This is a genomic window from Kitasatospora sp. NPDC057692 (genome assembly GCF_042799475.1).
In the GTDB taxonomy this organism is placed as follows: Bacteria; Actinomycetota; Actinomycetes; order Streptomycetales; family Streptomycetaceae; genus Kitasatospora.
In genome coordinates, this window is sequence record NZ_JBHVIV010000020.1 from 93,051 (window position 1) to 109,578 (window position 16,528).

The 16,528-nt window shown below is 67.5% G+C and carries 18 protein-coding genes, 1 pseudogene and 1 CRISPR repeat array; of the genes and pseudogenes, 8 read left to right on the plus strand and 11 right to left on the minus strand.

Translation table 11 applies throughout. The features are described from left to right. Positions 1-404: 404 nt before the first annotated feature. Positions 405-725 carry a hypothetical protein gene (locus ACFVFS_RS14410; RefSeq protein WP_380623805.1) on the minus strand — a complete coding sequence of 107 codons (321 nt, stop codon included), beginning with the start codon at positions 723-725 and terminating at the stop codon, positions 405-407. A gap of 729 nt (positions 726-1,454) precedes the next feature. Beyond that, on the minus strand, positions 1,455-2,300 hold the full coding sequence (locus ACFVFS_RS14415) for an IS5 family transposase (protein ID WP_380623807.1): 846 nt from the start codon (positions 2,298-2,300) through the stop codon (positions 1,455-1,457). 330 nt (positions 2,301-2,630) lie between these two features. On the opposite strand from ACFVFS_RS14415, the gene ACFVFS_RS14420 reads away from it, so the two are divergent. Together ACFVFS_RS14420 and ACFVFS_RS14425 are read left to right on the plus strand one after the other, a co-directional pair. Continuing rightward, positions 2,631-3,359: an SMI1/KNR4 family protein gene (locus tag ACFVFS_RS14420; RefSeq protein ID WP_380623809.1), complete on the plus strand. Its 729-nt coding sequence runs from the start codon at positions 2,631-2,633 to the stop codon at positions 3,357-3,359. A 208-nt stretch (positions 3,360-3,567) separates the two neighbouring features. After that, positions 3,568-3,948, plus strand: coding sequence for a hypothetical protein (locus ACFVFS_RS14425; protein WP_380623811.1), 381 nt, complete (start codon positions 3,568-3,570; stop codon positions 3,946-3,948). Between the two features lie 79 nt (positions 3,949-4,027). Here ACFVFS_RS14425 and ACFVFS_RS14430 read toward each other — a convergent pair whose 3' ends face one another. Next, a complete protein-coding gene (locus tag ACFVFS_RS14430) occupies positions 4,028-4,564 on the minus strand; it encodes a DUF4240 domain-containing protein (RefSeq protein WP_380623813.1) in 537 nt (178 codons plus the stop codon). A 123-nt stretch (positions 4,565-4,687) separates the two neighbouring features. Beyond that, complete coding sequence (locus ACFVFS_RS14435; protein ID WP_380623815.1) at positions 4,688-5,251, minus strand: S1 RNA-binding domain-containing protein; 564 nt, start codon at positions 5,249-5,251, stop codon at positions 4,688-4,690. A gap of 483 nt (positions 5,252-5,734) precedes the next feature. After that, positions 5,735-6,192: direct repeats of the CRISPR family, unit length 29 nt; unit sequence GTCCTCCCCGCGAGCGCGGGGGTCAGCCG. A 1,059-nt stretch (positions 6,193-7,251) separates the two neighbouring features. Between ACFVFS_RS14435 and istA the strand changes: the two genes are divergently transcribed. Both istA and istB (ACFVFS_RS14445) read left to right on the plus strand, forming a co-directional pair. Further along, the gene (gene istA, locus ACFVFS_RS14440) at positions 7,252-8,847 is read left to right on the plus strand and encodes an IS21 family transposase (RefSeq protein ID WP_380623817.1); all 1,596 of its coding nucleotides are present in this window, start codon (positions 7,252-7,254) and stop codon (positions 8,845-8,847) included. After that, entirely contained in the window at positions 8,844-9,602 is a 759-nt protein-coding gene (gene istB / locus ACFVFS_RS14445; protein WP_380623819.1) for an IS21-like element helper ATPase IstB, read from the plus strand. The genes istA and istB (ACFVFS_RS14445) overlap by 4 nt, the downstream gene beginning before the upstream one ends. A 22-nt stretch (positions 9,603-9,624) precedes the next feature. Here istB (ACFVFS_RS14445) and ACFVFS_RS14450 read toward each other — a convergent pair whose 3' ends face one another. Continuing rightward, positions 9,625-9,975, minus strand: a complete 351-nt coding sequence (locus ACFVFS_RS14450; RefSeq protein ID WP_380623821.1) for a hypothetical protein — start codon at positions 9,973-9,975, stop codon at positions 9,625-9,627. On the opposite strand from ACFVFS_RS14450, the gene ACFVFS_RS14455 reads away from it, so the two are divergent. After that, on the plus strand, positions 9,974-10,465 hold the full coding sequence (locus ACFVFS_RS14455; protein WP_380623823.1) for a DUF4265 domain-containing protein: 492 nt from the start codon (positions 9,974-9,976) through the stop codon (positions 10,463-10,465). The genes ACFVFS_RS14450 and ACFVFS_RS14455 overlap by 2 nt on opposite strands. 39 nt (positions 10,466-10,504) lie before the next feature. Here ACFVFS_RS14455 and ACFVFS_RS14460 read toward each other — a convergent pair whose 3' ends face one another. After that, positions 10,505-11,029, minus strand: a complete 525-nt coding sequence (locus ACFVFS_RS14460) for a DUF1877 family protein (protein ID WP_380623825.1) — start codon at positions 11,027-11,029, stop codon at positions 10,505-10,507. Positions 11,030-11,380: 351 nt separating this feature from the next. Here ACFVFS_RS14460 and ACFVFS_RS14465 point away from each other — a divergent pair, with 351 nt between their 5' ends. The 3 genes and pseudogenes from ACFVFS_RS14465 (at position 11,381) to ACFVFS_RS14475 (ending at position 13,650) form a co-directional block, all read left to right on the plus strand. Further along, complete coding sequence (locus tag ACFVFS_RS14465) at positions 11,381-12,211, plus strand: hypothetical protein (protein ID WP_380623828.1); 831 nt, start codon at positions 11,381-11,383, stop codon at positions 12,209-12,211. A 30-nt stretch (positions 12,212-12,241) separates the two neighbouring features. Continuing rightward, positions 12,242-13,035: pseudogene (istB, locus tag ACFVFS_RS14470) on the plus strand (IS21-like element helper ATPase IstB). Between the two features lie 240 nt (positions 13,036-13,275). Further along, on the plus strand, positions 13,276-13,650 hold the full coding sequence (locus ACFVFS_RS14475) for a hypothetical protein (RefSeq protein WP_380623853.1): 375 nt from the start codon (positions 13,276-13,278) through the stop codon (positions 13,648-13,650). A 251-nt stretch (positions 13,651-13,901) separates the two neighbouring features. Here ACFVFS_RS14475 and ACFVFS_RS14480 read toward each other — a convergent pair whose 3' ends face one another. The 5 genes from ACFVFS_RS14480 to ACFVFS_RS14500 all read right to left on the minus strand — a co-directional run. Beyond that, positions 13,902-14,066 carry a hypothetical protein gene (locus ACFVFS_RS14480; protein WP_380623831.1) on the minus strand — a complete coding sequence of 55 codons (165 nt, stop codon included), beginning with the start codon at positions 14,064-14,066 and terminating at the stop codon, positions 13,902-13,904. 178 nt (positions 14,067-14,244) lie between these two features. Then, positions 14,245-14,904: a hypothetical protein gene (locus ACFVFS_RS14485; RefSeq protein ID WP_380623834.1), complete on the minus strand. Its 660-nt coding sequence runs from the start codon at positions 14,902-14,904 to the stop codon at positions 14,245-14,247. Further along, positions 14,897-15,640, minus strand: a complete 744-nt coding sequence (locus ACFVFS_RS14490) for a hypothetical protein (protein ID WP_380623837.1) — start codon at positions 15,638-15,640, stop codon at positions 14,897-14,899. The genes ACFVFS_RS14485 and ACFVFS_RS14490 overlap by 8 nt, the downstream gene beginning before the upstream one ends. Before the next feature lie 170 nt (positions 15,641-15,810). Next, on the minus strand, positions 15,811-16,005 hold the full coding sequence (locus ACFVFS_RS14495) for a hypothetical protein (RefSeq protein ID WP_380623839.1): 195 nt from the start codon (positions 16,003-16,005) through the stop codon (positions 15,811-15,813). Positions 16,006-16,033: 28 nt separating this feature from the next. After that, positions 16,034-16,528: pentapeptide repeat-containing protein (locus ACFVFS_RS14500; RefSeq protein WP_380623842.1), on the minus strand; the 495-nt coding region annotated here is incomplete at its 5' end.

A 16,528-nucleotide genomic window follows, 5' to 3' on the forward strand; every position in this document is an offset into this window, starting at 1 on the left:
GCGGTCCTCCCCGCAGGCGCGGGGGTCAGCCGGACACGGCGGGCGACTGACCGTCACGCCGCGGGTCCTCCCCGCAGGCGCGGGGGTCAGCCGGCCCTCCTCCAGGGGGCCGGGATCCGCTACCGCGACGGGGTCCTCCCCGCAGGCGCGGGGGTCAGCCAACCTCACGCCGGGGACCATCACCAACGCCACGGTCCTCCCCGCAGGCGCGGGGGTCAGCCGGTGAAGGCGCTCGCCCTGCTCCCGGACGGCGTGTCTTCCCCGCGAGCGCGGGGGTCAGCGCATGGAGGCCAGGGCCTCCATGCGCTCGCGGGTGTCCTCCCCGCGCCTGCGGGGAGGACACCAGAGCGGAGCAGAGAGGAGGGGCACCGGGGACTTGCCCTCCAGGCGGGCCAACAGAGGAGTCAGGAGAAGAACGTCCCCAGCGCGTTCTGAAGGAGGGGCCCGAGAAGAGTCGCCACGGTCTGCGCTGCCGTCCAGAGCTTCGCCCACCGAGTGCCGCCAGCATGAGCGATGGTGGCCCCGACAGGGGCGAGTCCGTCGGGGTGAGTCGGCTGTGGCTCGGTTTCGGCCGGGGCAGGGGCCTGGTTGGCAGGGGTCAGCTCCAGGGACATTGTCCTCTGCATGGTGATCTTGGCCGAACCCTGGAGCGCTCCGTCAGGTGTGATTGTGCTGCCCTCGGAAAGCTGGATGGAGATCCTCTCCTCAAACTTGACCGCGTTCATTCAATTCTCTTTCTATGGGTCTCCGGCGGACGGAGACGGATCCTCGTGAAGGCAGAAACCCCCACACCCAAAGGGGGGTGCAGGGGTTTCGGGGCAACAAAAAAGGCCCCTGGGGAATCCCAGAGACCTGACGCATAAAAAATTTAAGATACACCTATCCCCTGGATAAATCCGTGTCGAGCGAACGGATTGGGGATGGTTGAGCATGAATTAGCCTCCCAATGAGAGGCCGGCTGCTCAATCAGCGGTGCATCACTATCTCTACCGTTTCAAAATTTCCATCACTCTATCAGCTGTGGGGTCGTCAGTCCAGCTCGCCAATGGCTGACATGACGTCCAACAGGCACGCCACAGCGCTCCACCCAGACCTGTCCACCCACACAGGCTCGGCCACCTCGACCCCGGCTACAACGGCCAAGACGGACACTGCAATAGACGCGAGCGTGCCATGCGGGTGCCCAGCTCAGTCTGGTCTTCCCGTGAACTGGGGGTCAGTCATGCCGGGCGACATCGGTGCGCGAGTGCAGGGGTCAGTTGGCGGCATCGTGACGGACGGCGATCTGGACGGCGCCCTTCTCGCAGGCGCGTGGTTCAGCCGGTCTGGGGAGGATCGGGTCGGTCTGGGGGCTCCGCCCCACGAGCGGCCGCCGCCCTAACATCCTGCTGGCCTCTCCGCCCCTGCGGGATTTTTGGTTTCTCAGAGGACGTCCTGCTTGAATGCGGGGTGGTTCATGGTTTGTGCCAGGTTATGGTACTTTCGCCCGTTGCTCGCTTCGCGAGGTTCGAGATCATCGCGAGGCGGATCATGCTCTCGGAGTGCTCGGGTTTGGTCTCGTAGTCGCGGGCGAGTCGGCGGTGCATCATGATCCAGCCGAAACTCCGCTCGACGACCCACCTGCGCGGCACAACGGAGAAGCCCTTGACCTGGGTGTTTCGGGGAACGACGTCGACGTCGATGCCGAGCTTCGCTCCGTGCTCGATGGCCTGGGTTTTGTAACCGGTGTCGACCCAGGCTTTGGTGATCGTGGGATGCGACGCTGCGAGTTGGGTGAGGAGCTGTTTCCCGGCGTCGTTGTCGGAGACGCTCGCGGCGGTGACCATCACGAGTATGAGCAGGCCGAGGGTGTCGACGACGATGCTGCGTTTGCGGCCGACGATCCTTTTGCCGGCGTCGATGCCCTGGGTCCCGGCCGGCACGCTGGGCGCGGTTTTCACGCTCTGGGCGTCGATCACGCACGCGGTCGGTTCGGGGTCCCGGCCTTCCTTCTCCCGCACCAGGCGGTGCAGTCGGATGCCGATCCTTTCGATCGTGCCGTCCGCGGTCCATGCGCTGAAGTGCGAGAACACGGTGGTGTGGGGTGGGAAGTCGTGCGGAAGGTAGCGCCAGGCGATGCCGGTCCGGTTGACGTAGAGGATCGCGTTCATGACCTCCCGCAGATCGGTGACCCTGCCGCCAAGGTTGAGCGAGGTCTTCTGGCGCTCGGTGCGCCAGGCGGTGAGGATCGGCTCCACCAGGGTCCATCGGGCGTCGGACAGGTCGCTCGGATACGCTTTGCGCTGCGACTGGATCGTCATAACTCCACTGGTACATCCGGGAGTTGGTAATGCCTATCACTCGCCCGAGTGAACCGGACACGGGCAATGCGGACCTTTTCGAGCCGGACAGGAGCTTCTGGGCTGAAACGGGATGAACTGGAGGCGCGTGGATACCAGAGGAGTGAGGAAATAACCGGCAAGCGCCTCAGAAAGGGACTCTTCAGGCAGGGCCCAAACCATCCCAAACCTGCACGTTGGCGGCGCGAACATCCTCTCCGGGTCGGGGTCAGCCGCAAGGCCAGGACACCTGGCTGCGCCCGACCTCTTCCTCCCATGGGATCGGCTCGGCCGGACGGATATCGTCCTGGCATGACACAAGAGTTCGATCTTGCCGCGTCTCTTGCCGGAGGCGTCGAAGGCCGCAGCGGTGCATGGAGCTTCATTCAGGACTTCGCGGCCCATTGGACCAGCGCCCTGAAGACCGGCGACGGTTGGGCGGAAGCGGACTTGGCCGTGGCGGAGGAGAGGCTGGGCGTCCGGCTGCCGACGGCGCTGCGGGAGGCGTATCTGCTGTTCGGACGCCGCCGGGATCTCACCAGCAACCACGATGTGCTGCTCAGCCCGGCCGAGCTGTATGTGGACGATGCGAAGGAGGCCCTGGTCTTCCGACACGAGAACCAGGGGGCCGCTTCCTGGGGCATCCTCCTCGACGACGTCCGGGAGGACGACCCTGCCGTGTTCATCCGGGCCGACCTGGCCGACAAGACCGCCGAGCGGTGGGAGGGCTGGCTGGAGCGTCTCTCCCTCTGCTTTGTCGAGATCGTGATGTCCGAGTCACTGCAGGCAGACGGAGAGCCTTGCGACTTCCTTGACCCTGATGAGGGGAGTATCGAACTGCTGGAGCAGAACTGCGTGCAGCTGCCGTTCCCGGCCTATCCCATCGGAGAAGAGGAGCACGGGAATCGCTGGTTCCTGGGCCAGGACGTCCTTCTGCGCGACGACGACGGCCTGGCCGTCCTGGCTCGGGCCCGGACACCTGAAGCCCTCAACCGCATGCGTGACCTGATTCCGGGCGACTGGCTCAACGACTACCGCTGAATGCTCCTGGAACTTCTACCGAACCAGTTCCTCCCCGCGCAGGCGGGGTCAGCTGACTGCCGTCCAGGCCCACACCGACCGGCTCCAGTCCTCCCCGGGCTGTTCACGAGTGGCTTTGACCAGGAAATATCCGAGCGCGTTGAAGATCGCTTCCCATCGTCTTGGTGATCGCTTCCCGAGTCGTGGCCCTGTCGGTGATCCTGTACGGATGCTGCTTCCCGAGACCGCCGCACAGACCGAACTGATCGAAGTGGTCCGCATCACCGCACCGACGGACTCGGGCACCCTGGTTGGCGATGTTCTGGAGATCTGGGTGGAGGACCAGGCTCGGGAGGTGCTGAACCTGGTGGCCGAACTGCCGGGCGACGAGTTGCATCGGTGCTTCGTGCCCGGCTACGGCATTCGGGCTCACAGCTCCGCCGATCTCCTCTTCGAGATCGCGTTCTGCTTCCGCTGCCACGGTGCCCTTCTCCTGGGGGCCGGCGTCCCGGCCGGGCTACGGCGCATCCAGGGCTTCGATCCAGACAGTGGGCCCGGGCGCGAACTTCTCGAACGCTTCCGTGCCTGCGCCGGGAGGGTCGGCGAGTAGTCGGCGAACCTGGTGGGTGCCAGCACGTCGGGCACACTGTTGACGGTGCTCGGAGCACGGCCGACGCGTTGATCTGACCCTATTCCGCGTAGAGCTCTGCCAGGCGGGGCAGCCGGCGGCTCAGCTCGTCGTCGTCCTCGAAGTCGAAGCCCCATTCCGGGTCCAGCTCTGGATAGCGGTTGGTGAAGGAGTCGTTGGGGAGCTCCTCGCCGGTTGCGATCTGGTGGGCGTTCCAGGCCATGCCCAGGGCTTCCTCGCACTCGATGTCGATCCCGTCTGCGGCAAAAGCACGGACTGCGGGAAGATCGGCGAGCGCATCGGGATCGCCGATGGCATGCTCGAACGTCTCACGGCCCTGGGTGATCAGCCAGCCGCGGAAGTAGTCGAATCCGTCGTCGGAGCATCCACCGTTGATCACGTAGGCGGCGCCCCACAGGGGGGCTCGGTAGGAGTCGGCCATCAGGCCCCAGAGGATCTGCTGGGCGGCGACGATCTCCTGAACCGGGCGAAGCGCGAGCAGTGCGGTCGCCTGCTCGGCCACAGCGTCACCGTTGTCCGGAGCCGGCACCTGCGAGCGGGCTTCCTCGATCAGCTTCCAGAACTGCTGGGTGTCCATGGCAGCTGAGCATGCCACCGTCCCCTGACAGCCCGGTTCGAACCGCGGTCGACGGGCGGACGCGCGCCGGCTGGAGGTGTCGCGTTGCGTGGCTCGGGTTGAGGCCGCGGGGGCTGCACGGAGTTACGGCAGACATCTGGTCGACAGGATGATCCTCCGTCTTTCCAGGTCGACGGCGAGGATCCGTACAGAGACCTCCTGACCTTCCTGGGCAGCCTGCCCGGCCTCCTTCGCGGGCGAGCCGGAAAGCTCGATGGAAGGCACGAGTCCCTCAACGCAGTGGGCGATGCGGACGAACGCTCCGATCGGCACGGTCTTGGTGACGCGTCCGTTGACGACTTGGCCAATGCGGTCGGCGAAGGCGGGCAGCAGGTCCTCGTGGTGGGCCCACGTGGCGAGCGTGACCCCGACCTGGTGGTTGTGATCGGCATGCCACACGACTTCCCCGGTAACACGCTGGCCGACCGCAGGCAGGTCAAGGCATCTGGGCATGGCGGTGACCCTGGCGAGGCCAAGGGCCTCGGGCTGGCCGTCGATTGCGAGGAACACGCCGAAGGGCTGCCGCCCGACGACCTCGCCTGTGATCCGGGTGCCGATGGGCAGGGCTCGGACGGTTTCGGTCCAGGCTGTGCGGGCGGTGGCTGCTCGGTCCTGGTAGTTCTCCCAAGGCCAGGAGTACTCACTCATGTGCTGATCATGGCAGTCGGGAGTCGTGTCCGTGCTGGTTCGTGCGCCAGCGGTCGGCGAACAGGCAGTCTGCGGGTCGGAGCAAGCCGCCGGAGCCCGTTCCGGGCCCTCGTCCGATCGCGTCCTCCCCGCGAGCGCGGAGGTCAGCCCACGGCAGCGGTGGCGGTCACGGGAGGCTCCTCATCCTCCCTGCGCAAGCGGGGGTCAGCCGGACACCAACGCAATCCTGCGTACTCAGTACACGTCCTCCCCGCGCAGGCCGGGGTCAGCCGAAGTGCACCAGGAGTTCTCGCCGATGGCGGGTCCGTTGCCAACCGTCGATCTTGCAGAGCCGGTGGGCAACGGAAGCCGAGCACGGCGTCACCGACATCTGCCACGATGGGCGTTGCTCCTTGACACCTCAACAGGCCAGCCCAGGGTGAGGCTCCCCGGCAAGCTGGTCAAGAAATGGCAAAGCCGCCAGAACGTTGCAGGTCGCGAAGGGTCCTCCCCGCAGGCGCGGGGGTCAGCCGACCGTCCGGCGCGAGGAGTGCCAGGCCGGTGAGTCCTCCCCGCGAGCGCGGGGGTCAGCCGACGATGACGAACTGGCTGGTGGAGATCAACATGTCCTCCCCGCGAGCGCGGGGGTCAGCCGCAGGCGCTGCTGGTCCTGGGCGTCGGCGGCGGGTCCTCCCCGCGAGTGCGGGGGTCAGCCGGACCGGTTCGAGTAATGGTCACCATCGCGCCAGTCCTCCCCGCGAGCGCGGGGGTCAGCCGGTCACGGTGATGCCGATCGACTCGAGCGAGCCGTCTTCCCCGCGAGCGCGGGGGTCAGCCGATCTCGGCCGCCGGACACACGCACGTGACGGCGTCTTCCCCGCGAGCGCGGGGGTCAGCCGTGGTGGGGGGGGTCGGGGCCGGCGTCGCGATCGAGTCCTCCCCGCGAGCGCGGGGGTCGGCCGCCGTCCGCGTAGGGCTGACCAACTGGAGACTGTCGTCAAACCTCAGCCAACGGCCACTGCGAACACGACTGGTCGAGTTGTCGCAGCAGCAGTTGCGTCGCGGGCTTCGAGAGGCCCGCAGTCAGAGGGGTGTGTCAGAGTCTGCCCATGCTCGAGATCGTGGTGAAGACTGAGAACTGGGAGCGGCACGTCCGTGTGTCCGTCGAGGAGCTGGCCGGATTGGTCCTCCCCGCGGGCGCGGGAGTCAGCCGCATAGTGTGCACACGCTAAGTCTTCCTCGCTTGTCCTCCCCGCGGGCGCGGGGGTCAGCCGCTCGGCCCGCAGCGGCCCGAGGCTCAGTCGTCGTCCTCCCCGCGGGCGCGGGGGTCAGCCGATCGGGTACCGGGGGGTGCGCCGCCACCGGGGCCGACCCCCTGCACCTCGCCCACGTCTTCGCCCTCAGTGCCAGGGCCAGCCTCCGCTACACCGACGCAACCGCCGAGTCCGCCGCAGAACAGACCTGAAGAAAGCCCTGAGCAGCCACTTCAACACCCTGCTGGCAGCACGATCGAGCCGGCGCGGCATCATGTCACCGCAACGACAGAAGCCAGGGGGAACATGTGATCGAGTTCATCGTCCACGACGACCCGGTCGGGCGCGCTCAAAGCAACTACATCGCCCACGCTGACCTGGCCCCCTTTGGGCTGGACGGGCAGAAGGAGCAGTTGTGGCTGAAGCCGCTCAACGACGGGTGTCGACGATCAGGGAATTCCCCACCAGGAGCCGGTCCGGCGTCACGTAATTCCCCACCCGGACGGTCACGTAATTCCCCAGGGGGACGGTGGTCGGCGGGCGTCATGTCCGCTGGTGTCGGGCCTCCCGGATCGGATGATCAGTGCACGACATTCGCCGCTTGGGGTGGTTTGAGCGTTACGTAGTGCTCCATCCAGATTCTCCTGGTTCCCCATGGGCATGCCGGAGTCCGGGTCGAGGGGCCTGGCCATCGCGAAGGTGGACGTGTCCCTCGGTCTCGGACCGAGAGGTCGACGGACGCACCGGATGGCAAGGAGAACATTCACCGTGGTCGACGTCATCGAGATCTACGTCCACTGGTATGCGGGCCGCTCGAAGAGCCAGGTTGCCGCGTCGCTGGGGCTGGATCGCAAGACGATCAGGAAGTACCTGGGGCCGGCGGAGGCTGCCGGGATGACCCCGGGCGGGCCGCCGATGAGCGAGGCGGACTGGGCAAAGCTGATCAAGAACTGGTTCCCGGACCTCGCCGGCCGTCGGCTGAACCAGATCACCTGGCCCGAGATCGACCCGCACCGCGACTACATCAAGAGCCTGCTGGGCACTTCGACTGTCACCGCGATCCATCAACGCTTGCGTGACGAGGGCAAGTTGAAGGCGTCGATCTCGTCGTTCCGCCGCTGGGTGCACGCGAACCTGCCGGACGAGGCGGTCAGGTCCAAGGTGACCGTGCTGCGGGGCGACGTCGAGCCGGGCTCGGAGGCTCAGATCGACTACGGATTCCTGGGGCAGTGGACCAATCCGTCCACTGGCAAGCGGCACCGGATCTGGGCGTTCGTGATGGTCCTGCCCTGTTCGCGGCACATGTTCGTCCGCCCGGTGGTCCACATGGACCAGCACGCCTGGACCGAGGCCCACGTCGAGGCCTTCCGCTACTTCGGGGGCATCCCGCGCCGACTGGTGCCGGACAACCTGCGCACGGGTGTCGACAAGCCCGATCTCTACGACCCGAAGATCAACAAGGCGTATGCCGAACTCGCCACCTACTACGGCGCGTTGGTGGACCCGGCGAGAGCTCTGCATCCGAAGGACAAGCCGCGGGTCGAGCGGCCGATGCCCTACGTCCGCGACTCGTTCTGGAGCGGGCGCCAGTTCACCTCGATCGAGCACATGCAGGCCGAGGCCGTCACCTGGGCAACGAACGTGGCAGGCCGCCGGCAGTGCCGACCCCTGGGAGGAGCCAGTCCGCTGTCGGTCTTCGAGGCCGTGGAGGCCCAGGCCCTGCTGCCACTGCCGAACACGCCGTTCGTGCTCGCCCGCTGGTCCACCGCCACCGTCGGCCCGGACATCCACATCAAGGTCGGCCGCACCCTCTACTCGGTGCCCTGGAAACTGATCGGCCGCAAGGTCGACGTCCGCTCCACCGCCACCATGGTCCAGGTCTTCCACGAGGGCGAGCTGGTCAAGACCCACGCCGCCCTTGACCAGGGCAAACGGACAGACAGGACCGACTACCCGCCGGAGAAGATCGCGTTCCAGATGAAGACGCCGGTCTGGTGCCGCGCCCAGGCGGCCGAGGTCGGGGACGCCTGCCGCGAGGTGGTCGACCAGTTGCTGGAGGTCAACGCGCTCTACCGGCTCCGCGCCGCCCAGGGGATCCTCGGGCTGCGGAAGAAGTACGGCGACCAGCGTCTGGAGGCGGCCTGCACCAAGGCCATCACGGTCGGCGATCCGGCCTACCGCACCATCAAGGGCATCCTGATCGCCGGCACCGAGACCGATCCCGAACCAGAGACCGGCGATGCCGGCGCCGCGGCCTTCCTCCACGGCCCCCAGCAGCTGTTCGCCTCCGCCATCCCCACCCAGACCCAGGACGAGCTCCGCGATGACCATGGTCGCGACGACGCCGGGGAGGCCGTGCGATGAGCGTGATGGACACCGCCCTGCGCGAGTCGCTCAAGACGCTTCGGCTGTCCGGGATGCTGGAGACCCTCGACGCCCGCCTGGCCCAGGCCCACGGCGGCGAGCTCGGACACCTGGACTTCCTCCAGGTCCTCTGCCAGGACGAGATCACCCGACGCGAGACCGTCGCCTTCCAACGGCGTCTGCAGAAAGCGAAGTTCGAGCAGCAGGTCACCTTGGAGGAGTTCGACTTCACCGCCTCCCCGAAGCTGCCCGCGGCCCAGATCCGCGACCTGGCCGCCCTGCGCTGGCTGCACGCAGGCGAGTCCGTCATTCTGTTCGGGCCGGTCGGCGTCGGGAAGACACACGTGGCCCAGGCCCTCGGCCACCTGGCCGTCCGTCAGGGCGCGAACGTCCGCTTCGCCAAGACCAGCCGGATCCTGGCCGATCTGGCCGGCGGCCACGCGGACCGCACCTGGGACAAGCGGGTCCGCGAGCTCGTCCGCCCCGACGTGCTCATCCTCGACGACTTCGCGATGCGCCAGCTGTCCGCCGCCCAGGCCGACGACCTCTACGAGCTGGTCAGCGAGCGGCAGGGCCGGTCCCTGATCATCACCAGCAACCGGGCCCCCAGCGACTGGTATCCGCTCTTCCCCAACCCCGTCGTCGCCGAGTCCCTCCTCGACCGGCTGATCAACACCAGCCACCAGGTCATCATGAACGGCCCCAGCTACCGGCCCAACAAGCGGCCCAAGAACCCGTCCGAGAAGGGAAGTTAGCCACGACCACCCTGCTTCGAGATCAGACGCTCGGCAAGTAGGCATCCTGGGACTGCGGATCCCACAGGACCAAGCGATACTCCCCGGCCAGCTCCTCGATCACCTTGAGCGCGTCGTCACTCTTGGAGGAGAAGCTCAGGTTCATGATCACGTGATCGATGCCGACCGCCAACGGCGTCGACATCCAGGGCGAGTCCGCCGGACGGGGCGGGTAGTCGGGGAACTGCGAGCGCAGCCGCTCATAGAACCCGACTACTCGCTCATCCAGCTCACCCTCGTCATGATGCAGGGAGTTGCACCGCTCGAACATCGCACGCGCTGCCGCGGCATCAGCCGAAGCGTCCATCGCAAGAACCGCCAGGTCGAAGCTCATGGCATCATCCTCCCAGCCTGGCCAAGCTCATCCACAGGCCACCATCGCCCGACTCGGCAGCCCCCTCCGCCAGCAACTGGGGAACTACCTGACCGTGGGCGCGGGGAATTACGTGATCGTCCACAACGGGACCTTCTCGATCGCCTGCATCCCGTTTCGCACCTACGGGCTGGCCCTCGGCGACCGGGTCGTTCTGTCGGACGATGACGAGGTCGCCGAGGTGGTCGCCCTCTCCTGGCACCGTGTTCTGCGCTTGCTCTTCGTCCCAGGCCTGGCCCCAACACAACTGGCCCAGGCAGTCGATCGCATCAAGAACGGAATCAGTACAGCGGGACTGCTGAACGAATGGAGCGGTGACCGTCGCGTCGCCGTCGACATCCCGCCCAATACGGATGCCTCCCGGCTGTTCGAGATCATGGAACACGAGGTGACGGAAGGCCGAGCGTTCTGGGAATGGGCCGACGCCATGCCGTTCTCCGCACGACGCTGAATCGACTGGGCTGCCGCGGCGGCCTGACTGGTGACCGGCTCAAGCCGACTCGAACTTGACCATCGCGTCGCCCGCAGCTGCCGCCGCAGCGAAGAAGTTCTTCAGCTCGCTCAGATCACCAGTCAGATCCGCGGCCCACGCCTGGCTCCAAGGCGTGGCGAAGCCCAGGGACCTGACCTCTCGTGCCAGCGCAACGTCCAGGTCCCTCACCAGGTCGTCGACTGCGATCTGCTGCAGAAAGGCTGAAGCGTCCTGCACCTCATCAGGGCGAAGCACCCACAGCTCCGTCCCGACGAACCCATACTCAGAGTCTTCCTCGCCCTCGGCCCGTTGCTCGCCCCCGAAGACCGGCAACTGAGCGATGCGGACCGAGGTCGCGCCGCCCGCCGTCAGTGCGAAGTGCATCAAGCAGCCGTTGCGTTCCACGGCCATCACCATTCCGGCCTCGTGGAGCGGCTTGAACTCTGCATCGAACCAGTGCGGCACCAGCGCGCCCAGCTCCTTCGGTGAGAGCGCGTCCAACGACTTGTCGACCACACGCCGCCAGAAGAAGTCCACACTCATCTCGGCACCCACTCCAATACTGCTGCCCCGGCATCCTCAGTGCCGCTCGCGCGACAGGTTAGGGAGTCCCTCTGACAAACCGGGCGAATGGCAGGACGCCAAGCTGAGCGCTCAGATGAGTGCACGGACACCAACCCACGAGTCCCCCCTCTTCTGGCCCGAACTCGGCCCCTCCATGCCGCAACACCGCCCGAGCTTCCGTCGGTTCGCCCGGCCGACACTTCGGAATCTCTGAACTCACGGAAGATCGGGATCGAGAGCTTCTACTGCCGACCCGGCATCGACGGCGCCCACGAGAAAGGCGGCGTCGAGGGCCAGATCGGCTACTTCCGGCGCAACCACTTCGTCCCGATGCCGGAGGTCGAGTCGCTGGCGGAGCTGAACGAGCTGGTCGAGCAGTGGGACCGGCGCGACGGGCGGCGCCGGATCGGCTCCAGGGCCCGGACGGTCGACGAGTACTTCGAGGACGAGCGGCCGCGGCTGCTGCCGCTGCCCGAGGACCCGTTCGAGACCGGGCGGGTGTTCACCCCGCGCGTCGACCGCTACGGGCAGATCCCGGTTCGGACCAACCGCTACTCGGTGCCGGTCCGCCTGATCGGCAAGCGTGTCCGGGTGCTGCTGCACGCCTCCCATCTGGTGGTCTACGACAGGAACGTCGAGGTCGCCCGGCACGAGCGGCTGATCGCCAAGGGTGCCTGCCGGCTGGACCTGGACCACTACCTGGAGGCGCTGGTCCGCAAGCCGGGCACCTTCCCCGGCCCGACGGCACTCGACCAGGCCCGCTCCGCGGGGAAGTTCACCCCGGTCCACGACGCCTGGTGGGCCGCGGCGGTCCGGGCCCACGGCGACGCCGAGGGCACCCGGGCATTGATCGACGTGCTGCTGCTGGGCCGTCACCTCCTGTACGAGCACATCGTCGCGGGCCTGGCCACCGCGCTGCGGGCGGGGGCGCTGACCGCGGACGCGGTCGCCCTGGAGGCCCGCAAGGCCGCCCAGGTCGAGGACGAGCCCGCAGTCGAGGTCCCGGCCCCGAGGCCGGTTGCCGGGCCGGGAGCCGGGAGCCGGGACGGTGACGTTCCTGCACGAGTGGAAGCTCAACCACCTTCCGCAGGACACCAGGCCGCTGCCCTCGGTCAGCCACTACGACCAGTTGCTCCGACACCGTCGCGCCGGCGGCGGTGACCTGCGAGAGGGAGAAGCCCCATGACCGCCATGCTGCCCCGCCAGCGGAACCTGACCGAACAGGCCGCGACCACGGCCATCGACACCGCCTGCAGGTTGCTGCGGCTGCCGTCGATCCGCAATGAGTTCGCCGAGATCGCCGACCGGGCGGTCAAGGACCAGATGACCTACCGGGGCTTCCTCGCCGAGCTGCTGATGGCCGAGTACGACGACCAGGCCCGCCGCCGCTCGGAGCAGCGGATCAAGGCCGCCGGATTCCCCCGGGACAAGTCGCTGCGGACCTTCGACTTCGACGCCAACCCCAACATCGACCCCGCCGTGATCAACACCCTCGCCAGCTGCGAGTGGATCAAGAAGAGCCAGCCGCTCTGCCTGATCGGCGACTCCGGCACCGGCAAGTCCCACATGCTCATCGGCCTGGGCACCGAGGCCGCCATGCAGGGCTACCGCGTCCGCTACACCCTCGCCACCAAGCTGGTGAACGAGCTGGTGGAAGCCGCCGACGAGAAGCAGCTGAACAAGACCATCGCCCGCTACGGCCGCGTCGACCTGCTCTGCATCGACGAGCTCGGCTACATGGAACTCGACCGCCACGGCGCCGAACTGCTCTTCCAGGTCCTCACCGAACGCGAGGAGAAGAACAGCGTCGCCATCGCCTCCAACGAGTCCTTCGGCGGCTGGACCAAAACCTTCACCGCCCCCGCCTCTGCGCGGCCATCGTCGACCGCCTCACCTTCAACGGCACCATCATCGAGACCGGCACCGACTCCTACCGCCTTGCCTCGACCCGGGCCCGGACCGAAGCGCCCGCCAAGGCCGGCTGACCGCCACAGGTGCCTACTCGACGGCTCTCCGTCCTCCGGGCGGAGAGCCGTCAACGCCTTCCGCTATGTTCTTCCGGACTCGCGCTGGCGGGCCAGACGCGCATTTGAGGGGGAAACGTGCCAGGTGAGCGGCTTGACGCAGAGTGGGTCGGATCCTGGCGGGAGCGGGCCGATGCGGCGCTCACGAAGCTGATGCAGTCGTTCCTCCCGACACGCGGCTTCCCGCCCGGAGACAACGCCGTGGCACTCGCAACCGACGACAGCCACCAAGCGACGAGCGCGCTCGTGGACCTGACACCGATCCCCTCCGACCTGACCACGCTCTACTGGGTGATCAGCGAAGCCTCCCTGCCTGATGTCGACAACGGGTACTTCATCCACTCACCCGCGACAGTGGCGGAACACTTCCGCGAGTACGGCCCCGCACCGATCGACGGCGAGTGGATCGCACTGGTATTCGCCAGCGACGGCGGTGGCCACCTGTTCGCGATCGGCGACAGCGGGCAGATCTGGAAGTCCGCCACGGCTTCCTGGTTCAACGACTTCGACGTCGCCGCAGCGAGCTTGCAGGAGTTCCTCGAACAGCTTGGCGGACGGATCATCAACCAGCTCTGATCATCGCCGAAGCGCAGACCGCTCTACTCGCCGTCGGGTGACGTCATTTCTGGTGAACATCTGCAGCACTCAAGATCGCCAACTGCTGACTAATCGCTGCTACTTCATGTGAACGAAGCCAGCCGCGGCCTGACTTCGTTCCACGGGGCCTGTGGTTCGGGGGTATCTCGGTCCCTCTGACGTGTCTTCACGGATGCTCCTCTCCGGGTGGACCAACGACACGCCCAGGCGGTCGCGTTCCCTGTGGAGCGTCAGTGAGAACAGAACAACTTGACGGGGAAGGACATGCCCTCGTGTAGGCGGTAGACGATGCTGATGCGGTCGCCGGTGTCGGAGGCGGGGTCGGTGCGGGCGGTGTAGTCGTCGACTTCGGGGTCGGTGCTGCCGGGCACCGGGATGCCGAGCCGTGGGAACACCGCCAGGCGCTCGACGAGCTTCTCGACCGCGTCCAGCTGGCCGGGGCGCAGTGCGGTGAGGGCCTGCTCGGCGGCGTTGGATTCCCTGTCAAGTTGAGGTGTTCAGGTTCTTCGGCCTGACGGACTACAGGTGTCGATGTACACGGGTAAGTACTCAGCCGCATACTGCTGAACGTGCTCACCGTGCCGGTTCGGCAGGAGCCTTCTCTCGCCGTGTAGTTGCCCGGCGCTGAGTGGCGCGGATCAGTACGGTGACCAGAGCCGCCAGGTCGAGTGCGCCCTCCGGGGCGTCCGCGTAGCGGATGGTCTGCAGCGGCCCCACTTCGTCCAGGCGTACTCCTTCCGTCTCCAGGACGTGGGCGAGAACCAGTAGCGCCAGGCGGGCGTTGTCGTCCGGGTAGGGGTGGAAGAAAGCGATGTCGAGGTACGCCCTGGCCGCGCGGGCCGGCAGGGTGACCGACGGGTCGGCGCTCTGGTGCAGGCAGGCGGCGAAGTCCTGCCAGGTGTGGGGGGTGAGCCCGTATCGCTCCCGGCCGTCCTTGGCGAAGGCGTCGCTCCGACGCAGGCGCACCTCGTTCACCCCGAGGACCAGCTTCTGCCAGCCAGCGAGAAGGGCCGGGGTGAGCGGCTCTCCCTGTGAGGCTGCGGCGCGGGACAGGGCCATCGCGGCGAGCAGCCGGTCGGCGCGGTCCGGGTCGCGGAGGCGGACCGGACCGTCGAACCAGACGGCGAGTCCGTCGACGGCTGGCCGTACCGGTGCCGGGCTCACGTTCGCGGCCGAGGACCAGTCGACCTGCTCCCTGACCTCGCACCATGTGGTTAGCGCGTCATCACTCACGGTAGAACCCGCGGCCGGTCAGGCGAATCGCCAGGTCCTCTCCTACCGTGTCGACCAGGGTCGGGGCGGGCGCAATGTGGCTCTTGAACCGGCCGCCGATCGCGGCTTCCACCGCCTTCTGCGCCTCTTCCGGTCCCAGGCCGGTGGAGGTGAGGAACCAGGTCAGCGTCGTCTCGCAGATCCCGTACCAGGACGACTCGGCGTGGGTGCTGTTGACGACCGCAGTGACCAGGCGGGTCGCCGCGCGCTCCAAGTGCCAGCTGCGGTCCTCGGCGTCCGCGCCGTTAGGCGGTGCGAGTTGCTCGAACCGCTCGGCCATGTCCTCCAGCCAGTCACGCCACTCCAGCAGACAGGTCACGACGCGTTCGGCGGTCTCCGCCGCCTCTCCGACCGAGTGCGAATCGCAGCACCAGGTCTCGACGGGACCGCCGTGGTGGTTCGAATGGTCCCAGCCGCACGCCCACCGGCCATAACGGGACACCAAGAGAACGGTGACCTCGTCGATGAATCGAAACCCCGCCATCCGCTCGGCACCGATGGGAGGCACCATCGGAACGAGCAGTGCCGTCAGTCGCGCCGCCTCATCGTCGTCCCAGTCGAAAGCGTTCCGGCCGGGGTCAGCCGCGGACCACGGCAGGTCCCAGGCTCGTTCGCGGTGGATGGACGTGGCGTACCTCCGAGGTGGGACATGACGGATCAACTGACCGATCATGCCGACCGGGTCGAGACCTGTCACCCCATTTTGTTGGCCACGGCGCGCACCCGCGGTGCGGCAGCCGCCAGCGCCCGGGTGATGTACTCATCAATCATCCCTCGATGATGCCGCCCGACCCGCCCCGGCGGAGGCCCGAAGCCAACCCCGTACCTTCCGCACACGGCGCCGGGTGAGCCGACCGTGGCCCCCGCCTACGCCCCGTCGGGCTTGGCCGCGTCCTGCCGGATCTTCTGCTGCGCGTCGTGGCGGTTGCCGCCCGCCGCGGCCCAGTACGGGTGGGCGTGCAGGCGCAGGCCCACAGCCGTGTACGCCTCGTACCGGCGGCCGGTCGGGTTCTGCTCCCAGGCGGCGAGGGCCGCGGACGCCTCGCGCGGGTCCTTGTTCACGGGTGGACCGGTGCGCAATCGGCGCTGATCACACCAACACCCCGCTGCGGTCCGGCGACGACCCTCCCCGGACCCGGTACACACCGGGCCTGACCTCGTCCGATCCGGCGCGCACCCGATCGGCGAGCGCCTCCGGCCACACCGTGGTGCGAACGTCCCAGGTCACCGAAGCCAGGTTGGTTGAAGCCAGGTTGGCGCTGGTCATGTCGGCGCCGGTCATGTCGGCGCCGGTCAGGTCGGCGTCGGTCATGTCGGCCCAGAATAGGTCGGCCCCGGTCAGCTTGGCCCGGGTCAGTTTGGCCTGGGTCAGCTTGGCTCCGGGCAGCTTGGCTCCGGTCAGGTCGGCCCCGGTCAGGTCGGCCTCGGACAGGGAGGCCCGGGTCAGCTTGGCCCCGGTCAGGTCGGCCTTGGACAACTTGGCCCGGGACAGGCGGGCCCCGGTCAGGTCGGCCCCGGACAGGATGGCCTGGGTCAGGTTGGCCCCGGACAGGATGGCCCCGGACAGGATGGCCTGGGTCAGGTT